Annotated in this window: 5 protein-coding genes; all 5 read right to left on the reverse strand. The window is 41.9% G+C overall.

What is annotated here, in order from left to right; genetic code table 11:
- On the reverse strand, positions 1-788 hold a 788-nt coding region (locus tag WKF69_RS16400; protein ID WP_340383267.1), incomplete at its 3' end, for an aminotransferase class V-fold PLP-dependent enzyme.
- Positions 789-920: 132 nt separating this feature from the next.
- Positions 921-2,564 carry a SusD/RagB family nutrient-binding outer membrane lipoprotein gene (locus WKF69_RS16405; protein WP_340383269.1) on the reverse strand — a complete coding sequence of 548 codons (1,644 nt, stop codon included), beginning with the start codon at positions 2,562-2,564 and terminating at the stop codon, positions 921-923.
- A gap of 16 nt (positions 2,565-2,580) precedes the next feature.
- Entirely contained in the window at positions 2,581-6,156 is a 3,576-nt protein-coding gene (locus WKF69_RS16410) for a SusC/RagA family TonB-linked outer membrane protein (protein WP_340383271.1), read from the reverse strand.
- A 176-nt stretch (positions 6,157-6,332) separates the two neighbouring features.
- A complete protein-coding gene (locus tag WKF69_RS16415) occupies positions 6,333-7,502 on the reverse strand; it encodes a FecR domain-containing protein (protein ID WP_340383273.1) in 1,170 nt (389 codons plus the stop codon).
- A 420-nt stretch (positions 7,503-7,922) separates the two neighbouring features.
- Entirely contained in the window at positions 7,923-8,735 is an 813-nt protein-coding gene (locus WKF69_RS16420) for a hypothetical protein (RefSeq protein ID WP_340383275.1), read from the reverse strand.
- Positions 8,736-10,071: the final 1,336 nt, after the last annotated feature.

The following is a 10,071-nucleotide window of genomic DNA, read 5'->3' on the forward strand; positions in this document are numbered from 1 at the left end:
GCAATAAGGTCTTTCCTGTCCATAAGAATGCCGGCGCTTTGAGGGCCTGCCATAGCTTTACCGCCTGAAACACATACAAGGTCAAAACCCATCTGATTGTATTTCCAAAGATTCTCTACCGGAGGAACATCAGCAGCTATATCGATCAGGGTTGGAATATTGTGTTTTTTAGCGATTGCAACCCACTCTTCATGTTTAATTTTACCTAAAGGACCGCTGGAATTTAAAAACCACATCAGAGCGGTCTTTTTCGTTATCGCTTTTTCAAGCTCCTCAACAGTCTCAATTTCTACGGGGACAATTCCCGTGTTAGTGAGCGCATGAACGTAACCGACATTATGAGCTTTTTGAGTAATTACCTGAGTTTTCTCAAATGTAGACAGATCAGGCAGTAACTCAACCTTTTTCCTGTCCATCCTGGTGAGTACCCCAGCTGTACCCAAAACCAATGCAGACCAGCAGCCTGCAGTAACCATGGCAGCCTCAGCTTTACACAACCCGGCAATTTTTTCACCTACTTTGTCCTGTACTTCGTTAATCATAACGAAGTGTTTGGCCGATTCATTAATTGTATCTATTACTTCTTCATGCATCAGGGATGCTGTCATGGTCGTGTAGGTTCCTGCGGCATTAATAAACGTCCGTAATCCTAATTCTTTTATTACATCCCGTTTTGCCCTGGCCGGAGCTGGCTCAGCAGCTTCAGCAACAAAGGGTATACCTGTTCCAACAGCTGCACCAGCAATTGGCGCCACGGAAAGGTATTTAATCAGATCTCTGCGTTTCATATTATTTTTATTTATTGATTCGATTTGAAACAATAAGAGGAGACTAAATCTAATCTCCCCTTATTGTATCGCTAATATATAAAATCAGTTTATATTCCTATTAGTATACGATGAATAACATATTGCTTACTCTTAATTGACATTGCTTTGACCAGTACCCGGACCAACATCCCACCACATTCTACCCTGAAGAAGATCAATAGTTTGCTCCGTGAAGCCCTGACGTTTAATGGCGTCAAGGTAGTTTGTGCCATTTACGTTTAGTTCTGTTATAGGATAAGAAAATCGTCTAAACATCTTACCTGCTGTAACATTACCTGGATAAGATACTTTTTGACCAGCTGTATTTGTCCAGTTAGCGTAATTAAACACTGGGAATTTAATACGGCGCCAGTTAGCCCAAACTTCATAATCATCTCCAAGCAAAGATACCCAGTGCTGTGTTGCTATGAACTCAAACTGTTGAACTAGCGTACCTGCAGTTGGATATGGATTAGCAAGAAGATAAGCATCAACCTGTGCAGTTGTGATAACTCCTGATGAAGGAGCAACTGTTGGCCATAAAGCCCATTGTGCCATAGCAGCGCGAACGCCATTTTCGTACGCAGTTTTAGCTGTAGTTCCAACATTCCATCCTCTCGCTGCTGCTTCAGCTATGATCAGGTATGCTTCCGCCGGACCCATAGTAATGATTGGAGAACCCCGGTCCAGGTAAAGTAGTGAAGGTTCTGAAAATGTGTCAAAATCTGAAGGTCTGGTATTAACAGCTCCCTCTTTCATTCCTCGTTGTGTTGCAGGTGTGTTATTTGCAGTATAACTAGATCCGCCTGCGGGAACCCAAACCACTGATATAACTGGCAAGCGAGGATCCTGAGTAGCCTTTAAATGATCGATAAACCTTGCAGTCCATTTACTACCCTCTACGTTATCGCCTCCAGGGCTTGCAAAATCTCCGCTGATCATACCGCCAACCCGGGGATTCATCTGACCGGTAACATTTGCATATTTAATATAAGCAATATCGCTAAATACCGTCATTACACCTCCAGCCGCAGCCTTTTCGACCCAACTTTTAGAGTTGGCAGCATCTACCTGCGACATCCGCATCCCTAAACGCAGCATCAGAGTGTAGCCAAACTTCTTCCATCTCACAACATCTCCCTTGAAATATGGATCTGCATTGCCAAATACGTTCGGCTTTGTTGCGTCCATTGATTTCAAAGCAGTTTCTAGCTCAGTCAGCATCGCGGTGTAGATACTCTGCTGGGTATCATACTTTGGCATTAAATTGTCCTGACCTTTCATAGATTCAGTATATGGAAGATCTCCCATTTGATCTGTCGCTTGATGGAAAGCTAGAATTCGGAGAATTTCAACTGCTGCACGTTTATTTACATTTTCTGGACCCGGTATCTGTGAATTTAGTGCAAGGAGCCTGTTGATACCCTTCGGATACGGATTGGCGGTAGTCTGGTTAGCGCCCGGGTAAATATTAAAATTTCCAACTGTACCATTAAAATTATAAAACTTATCGCCAACAGCAGGTACCTCCTTATAAGTAGAAAAGTATTGCATACCCTGACCAAGTGCCCGATAATTTTCTCCAGGGCTGCTTGACAACACCGCGGCAGTGAATGAATAATCCGGAATATTGGTCTCTATTGCGTTCGGATTCTTGTTCAGATCAGTCAGCGCCTCTGTATCACAGGAAGGCATAACTAAGGCCAGAACAATAGCACCCGCCGCATATATCATATTTAAAAATATCTTTCTCATGTTCTTAGTTTTAAAGTTAGAATCTTAAATTCACGTTGAAGCCAATATTCCTGGTTCTCGGAGCCATAACACCCTGACTTCCCTGAGCATTTCCAGTAGTTTCCTGCATTTCCGGGTCAATACCTGCTTCTTTAACTCTCTTATCCTGATACAGGGTAGCGAGATTTAAGCCAGTCAGACCAACAGATGCTTGTTGGACTCTCATGAATTTGAGCGCATTGGTTGGCACGTTGTAACGCAATACCGTACGTCTAAGTTTTACAAAATCAGTGCTGTATACAAACTGTCCTGGATAGGCACTTCCCAGATTGTTGTAGTAAGTGTCTAGCGTGGCGACGTCCCATAGCTTCGTGAATGGAGCACCAGTGGCTGTAACACCTGTAACAGTTAACCCGTTTTCTCTGCCAGGAAGCGTAATCGGGGTATGCCCGAAACGGGTTGCATATTGTATCAGGTTGCTATATCCGACTGCACCAAATTTGGAGTCGATATCAATTGTTAACGAGAATCTTTTGTAACGAAAGTTGTTTCCAAGACCCATTTGCGTCGGCGGGTTACCCACGCCAAGATCCTGAAGTTCCTGAACTTCATAACCGGTCGCTGGATTGTATATCAAAGTGCCATTAGCATCTCTCTTCATTACGTTTGCTCGCACGGTAGAGTAAGGGAGACCTATTGCGTTAATCAATAGTGGCCCACCGATTGCATTTCCAATTGAAAGCGTGGTGATACCTTCTGCAAGCTCAACGATCTTACTTTCGTTATGACCAAAGTTGTAATTTATATCCCAGCTAAAATCGTCTTTCTTTATTGGCGTACCATTCAGGCTGATTTCCCAGCCCTTGTTAGTTACCAGACCAAGGTTACGACGACCCGCATTGAAGCCGGTTGCCGCTGAAATCGGCGGTGATAAGATATCATTCCTTGTTCTTCTGCTGTAATAATTTACATCTAAACCGAGACGGCTGTCCAGCATTTGGAGCTCAGCCCCTCCTTCGATGGTTTGAACTGTGACAGGACGAATATTTGGATTGTTAAGCGTAGTTGGATTACTCAAAGTTGGTAAACCATATGCATTCACTGTGCTTACTGAAAAGGTCTGGTTAATACTTCCCGCATTTACTGTGGCACTTCCGACCTCAGCCCATGACGATCTTAATTTAGCGTAGTTAAGAAACGTTGGCATTTTCACCACATCCGAAAGGATGAAACTCGCTCCAACAGAAGGATAGAAAATCGAGTTAAATCCAGGGTTTAGCACAGAGAACCAGTCCTGACGTCCTGTAACAGTTAAATAGAAGAAATTTTTAAAATCGATATTAGCTTCACCGAAAAGTGAGTTGTAGCCTTCGTCTTGTACGAATTCATTTGCAAGGGTTCTGTTAACAAGGTTGGTCAAACTGTAAAAATCCGGGACAACCCAAGTATCCCCGTTCTGATCTACCCGTGATAATCTGTTACGTTCACGCTGCGCACCTCCAAGAAGATTAAAACCAATTTTTTCCCCTAAAAACCTCTGGTTGTAATTCGCGATCACCTGGAAGTTAGTTTTTTTCTCGTCTTCAATTCTTGAGTTGTAATAACCAAGGGGGGTGAAAGAGTTCGTCATCGGCACGTAGTTTTCGTATCCGAAGTCATTGTTATCAATACCGATGGTACCTTTTACAAATAGATTGCTTAACAGATTGACCTGAACACTTCCGCGAGCTATAAGTCTTCTCTGATCATCAGTATTGCTCAGCTGGTGAGCTGCATAGTAAGGATTTACAGCCGCAGGTACAGGATTCCAATCTAATTCTCTTCCCGTAACCGCATTAATTCCCGGACGGCTTGGATCTGTACCTCTCATGTTCCGAACATCTACGTTATTTGCGGCCAAATAAACCGGCCAGGCTGCATTGATCTCAGCATAACCAATACCTTGTCTGTTCTTAGCATTCTGAAGGTTATACTGCACGCTTGATTCTAATGTTATAAAATCATTCTTACCCATTTTACCAGTCACATTCAAAGCAGCGTTCTGACGATCATACTTTGATCCGGGTTGCTGATCTTTTGCCCTAAGGTCGCTGGCTGATAATCTGGCCCTGAAATTTTGGCTGCCGGCATTTAACGCGATCGTGTTCGTGATATTAGACTGAGTCTGGTAGAAATTCTTGACATTGTCCTTAACGTTAAACGCCGTATAAGGACGGGCAACCCCATCAAATTGCAGAACCATCGATCCGTCTAATTTTGCTCCGTAAGATAAACGGCCTGAACTTAACGCAGCAGCTGCTGTTGCAGGTTTAACTCCGTCATTCCCTTGTCCATAAACATACTGGTAATTCGGAAATACATAAGGCGTACCGTAGTTAGCGTCAGAAGAAACCTCAACACCTACTCCCTGCTGTGCAGAACCTTTTTTAGTAGTAATAAGAATGACACCATTTGCAGCCTGACTTCCATAAAGGGCAGCTGCAGCACCACCTTTCAATACAGAGATGGTAGCAATATCATCCGGGTTCATACTGGATATGCCATCACCACGGTCAACATTGATACCTGCAGTACTACTTCCACCGCTACGGTTTGTATTGTTGATAGGAATACCGTCAACAACATAAAGAGGTTGTTGATTTCCGTTTAAAGAGGTGTTGCCGCGAATAATAACGCGGCTTGAAACACCAACCCCCCCATTAGCCTGTGTTGCATCAACGCCTGCTATCTTACCGGTAAGTGAATTTGCAATATTATTCTGGCGCGCCTCTGTAAGGGCATCCCCTGGGATTTCCTGTACAGAATATCCAAGGCTTCTTTTTGCTTTGGTTATACCTAATGCAGTAACAACAACCTCGCTTAATGCCTGACGGTCTTCAGCCATAGTTATGTTAACAGAAGTTCTGCCGTTGACGGCTACTTCCTGAGTTACATAACCCACGTAGGTAAATACAAGGACAGCATTTGCAGGAGCGTCTAAGGTGAAATTTCCCTGAACATCAGTTGAAGCCCCTGCCTGTGTACCTTTCACCCGTACACTAACACCGATCAGCGGCTGACCCGCAGCATCAATAACTTTACCTCTAACGTCTGCACGCTGAGCCTGAATTGCGAAATTTGAAACTACACCTGACGACTGGCTTGCAGAAAAAGTCCGTTCGTCACGCTCTGTCGGCATTACTGAAAATTTAGAAACTTCTTCCATAAACCGCTCATCTTTTCTCTTAAGGATGATGGTGTTCTCCGTGATAGAATAAGTTAAGGGCTGGTTCTGGAAAACCTGCGCCAAAACTTGCTCTAAAGAAGTGTTTTTGGCCTTAACAGTAACAGGAACTGTATTTCTCAGCAGTCTGGTATTGTATAAGAAATCATAGCCTGTTTGTTTTCTGATCTCAGTGAAAACCTTATCCAGATTAGAATTCGTTTCATTTAACGTAACATTTTGAGAGTAGCCTTCAGCACTTACTTGCATAAAAGCTGCTAAAATAAAAATGGCAGTTAGCTTCATGGTCTTTAATGTTTGATTTGAGACCAGTGTATTAAGTCTCAATTTTGGAAAACTTCCGGTGCTCAGGCCGGAACTACTCCATTTTCGTAGTAAAACATTTTTCATACTTTTACATTTTAAAATTGTTTTGGTTAATATTAGAACTTCGTACTAGCGGATTTTTGAAAAGGCCTTAACTGATATTCTCCGCTCCGGGCGCAATCCGGGGCGGTTTTTTGTTTTAGTCTCTCCAAAACCTGATTAACTGGTATTCTTTTTTATCATATATGATATTTTAGAGGTTATTGAATTGATTTGATCTTTAATCTTCTTCCTTTTACGGTGAACTTAATACCGCCGCTCTCTTCCAGCATTTTCAGTACGCTTGAAATTTTCACATCATTAGAAATATAGCCGGTAAATTCATCAGGAGCTAGTTTACCATCATAAACCAGTTCCACATCGTACCACCTTTCTATCTCCCGCATAATATCTTTGATCGGGGTGTTCTTAAATTTAAAATATCCATTCTTCCAGGCTATTGCCTTTTCGGTATCCGTATGCTGTACTCTGATGTCAGATTGAGAAGCGCTGGTAAGCGACTGCTCGCCGGGTTTCAATAATTTGCCACTCGGATTTGATGAGTTTAATATAACACGTACGCTGCCCTCCAAAAGAGTCGTCTTAATAAAAGCCTCGTCCTCATAAGAGTTGATATTGAAATGGGTTCCAAGTACTTCGACTATCTGATTGTTGCTTTCAACACGGAAAGGCACCTTTTTATTCTTAGCAATCTCAAAATAAGCCTCACCAATTAGTTTGACTTTTCTTTCAGAAGCAGCAAATGTGGTAGGATAAGTCAGTGTTGAAGCTGAATTCAGCCAAACCTTGCTGCCATCCGGGAGGCTGATCTGGTATCTTCCGCCTTTAGGTGTTTGGATAGTGTTAGCCGCCGAAGACCCGCTCATGCTTTTCATCCCTTCTTCGTTCTTTTTATATACGATCTGTCCGTCTTCAGTTTTTGTAATAGATGTGTTACCCTGGCTTGCTACAAATCCTTCGGCTGCATCGTCAAGACTTATCCTCGATCCATCCGCCAGAGTTAATATCGCTTTATTGTCGCCAGGAGCAATATCATTCTTTACATCTATTTCTGAAAAATATTCAGGCTCGATTTTCCCTGCACCCTTGTAAAAATATAGTGATATAGCAGCTGTTATAATTACTGTGGCTGCTATCAAAAGCTTTCCAAAGAGACTCCGGCGACTTCTCTGAGCAGGCACCTCTAAGTCCAGGTCCTCCATCACGCGATTGTACATTTTCTCGTCGAGCGAAGAAATGTCAACATCGGACTGATTTTCCCTGGATTTACTGAAGCTGCCGTAAAAATTAAGCAATTGCTGCTCCTCTTCCAGGGAAGCCTCACCGGCAATATACTTGTCCAGTAATTTATAAAATGCTGCTTTTTCCAAAGTGTAAGATGATTTTTAATATGAGAGTGTAAAATTGGGGGTATCCCCTAGTTGGATATGATATTTATTGGACAAAAAAATATTTGCACCAGATATTTTATTTGCCCTACTTTTTCTTCAGGTAAAAAGTAGCAAAACCCCGCCGCTGCGCCTGCTGCTTTGAAGTTAGTGCTTAGGCTTTGTCTGTTCTTACCGCACCAGCCAATGCGGAATAACGGTGAATGGAGACACTCAGTGCTTAGGCTTAAGAAACGTACCTAATGGTGCTGATGTAGAGAAGCATGCCTGTAGCATGCGTTACAGACGGATGACTTGTAGTTTGTAAAATGGTTATCAACAATAAATGTCGACTTTTTTACTCTTTATAGGATATGTGGAAATTCAATAATCGCATTTTAACGATCACAAGAACTCATATTATTAATTATCAGCTTTCTCATAGATGGACTTTACAGTAACACCCAGCTGTTTCCTTTCTGGTAATTTATTTTTGTAAAGTCTCTGAAAACTTGCAGATAATATTTTATCATTAAGTCTATGGTACAAGATATAAGAAAGGAAATTAAAGTCTAACACATTTTGCCAATGCAGGTTGGACTTCTTTAGTAACGGTGCAGTGCTTTTTTGAATAAGTAAAGCGTTCGGCAAATCATTTAACCTGTAATATATATTAATAGCCTGATTATTATTAATTAAGATGCGGCCGGTATCAACAGTGGAATTCCAATATAGTCTGGCGTATCGGTTGTAAATTAGGGCCGAGTCCAGCTTATTTTCAATCTCATATACTTTTGAAAGGTCAAAATGAGAAACAGCAACACCCCAAAGTGCTTTCTTCCCGGAAAAAAGTTTTATAGCATACTCAATTTGAGTTTTTGCTTCCCGAAAATTATTTAAGTGACCATGTAATAGACCTTTATATTTCCGGTTATTAGCCTCATTTAATGTGTCATTAAGGGCGGTCCAAATGGACAGAGCTGTGTTTACCAGTTCCAGAGACTTAGTATAATTTTGAAACGAATCCCCTTGAAGAAGTCCCTCATTTTGGATAAGATATCCTAATGTTTTTAATCCCTTTTTCTCTTCCTCAGTTATCACCATTGTCGTTAACTTCTTTAAAAGAGAATCGACTTTAACATTGATCTTTGATAACGAGCTCTCAAAAGTTGTGTTTTGGGCAACTACTCTACCACCAAAGATTATCAATAGGAAAATGAGATTGTGTGTTTTCATTTGAATTATTTAATGAATATACAAATTGGTATTAAATAAAAACTTTTAGCAGAGTTCCCATACTTACCCCTCATCCACTGCGCTACAGCGGGCGAAACGCCTTCACGTTTGCACACTGTCAACTCTCAACCATCAACTCTCAACTTAATAAAAACTTTTAGCAGAGTCTCCATACTTACCGCCTCTTTCGCGTTCGGTGTACTACCGCCCGGGGCGGTTTCACCATACTTGCGGCACCATTCGGGATTTAAACCCAATAACTGTAATGCACCAGCCTTATTAAACTGAAAACTGAAAACTGAAAGTGAGCGTGACGCCTATAGCCCGCGCGGTTAAGACTTTGGGTTTGTGCCTTCAACTTTCAGTTTTCAGTTTTCAGCTTCTTTTTAACCCGATTCTAATTTTCTCATTATTTCTAATTTTAAATTAACAATCACCCTTATTATTTGCACCGGTACAATTCCATTTCAAGTAAACTCAATTCTAATCTCCTCCTCAACCTCATACTTCCTGCTTCAGCCCTCCGACTTCAGCCCTCTGACCTCTGACCTCCGACCGTCATCCCGAGCGAAGCGACTGTCATCCCAAGCGAAGCGCGGGATCATTCACTAAGGATTCACTAGTGGTTCACTAAGCGTTCACTAAGGTTTCGCCCGCTAAATAAGCCCTTCATCTCAGACCTCCGACCTCTGATCTCCCGCTTTCCATATCCTAAGATAACACCAAATCCCCCTACTAGATAACTAAAAACCACTTTTACCATATTTTCATCGCCGGTGAAAGCGCTATTATCAATTTCGCAAGGCTGGTAAAACGACGATTATGAAATTCGTAATGGTGGTGCAAGACGTATTATGAAAATCGTAATTGGGAAACTTGAGTTTCTCCGGAAAGAAATGAAAAAGAGGAGTAAATTCTGCGTAAAATTGGGGTTTACCAGGTCGGATCTAATCAGATTTGATATTACAAACTACCTTCAGGAGCCACCTACATTCCTGAAGCTATTTCAGGATGAGACGCGTTGGATTTCATTCACACCTCCTGCTACCAACCAATGCATGGCATAAACCCGCAACAATCGTAGATGAATTTTTCAAACCCGCATAGACACGCAAGTATTTATAGCTTTTTATCTAAGTGCTATCTAAGGGTGATCTCTTAGTTAAGGCAGGGTGAAGCCTTAACGACCAAAATGCCATCAATTGGGTTAAAAGTTGCGGGATTCTGCGAGCTGATTCCTGGCAAAACCCGGGGGGACTCATTCAAACTTGTAGCCGGGGATTTTAATATAGGGTAAGCCTTGTGTTTGAAACTAAAAGAACTTCAATGCTGTTCG

Source organism: Daejeonella sp. (assembly GCF_037719425.1).
Classification (GTDB): Bacteria; Bacteroidota; Bacteroidia; order Sphingobacteriales; family Sphingobacteriaceae; genus Daejeonella.

Excerpts from the sequence above, each read along its gene's own strand:
- WKF69_RS16405 (WP_340383269.1), bottom strand. The coding sequence starts at position 2,564 with ATGAGAAAGATATTTTTAAATATGATATATGCGGCGGGTGCTATTGTT.
- WKF69_RS16410 (WP_340383271.1), bottom strand. The coding sequence starts at position 6,156 with ATGAAAAATGTTTTACTACGAAAATGGAGTAGTTCCGGCCTGAGCACC.
- WKF69_RS16420 (WP_340383275.1), bottom strand. The coding sequence starts at position 8,735 with ATGAAAACACACAATCTCATTTTCCTATTGATAATCTTTGGTGGTAGA.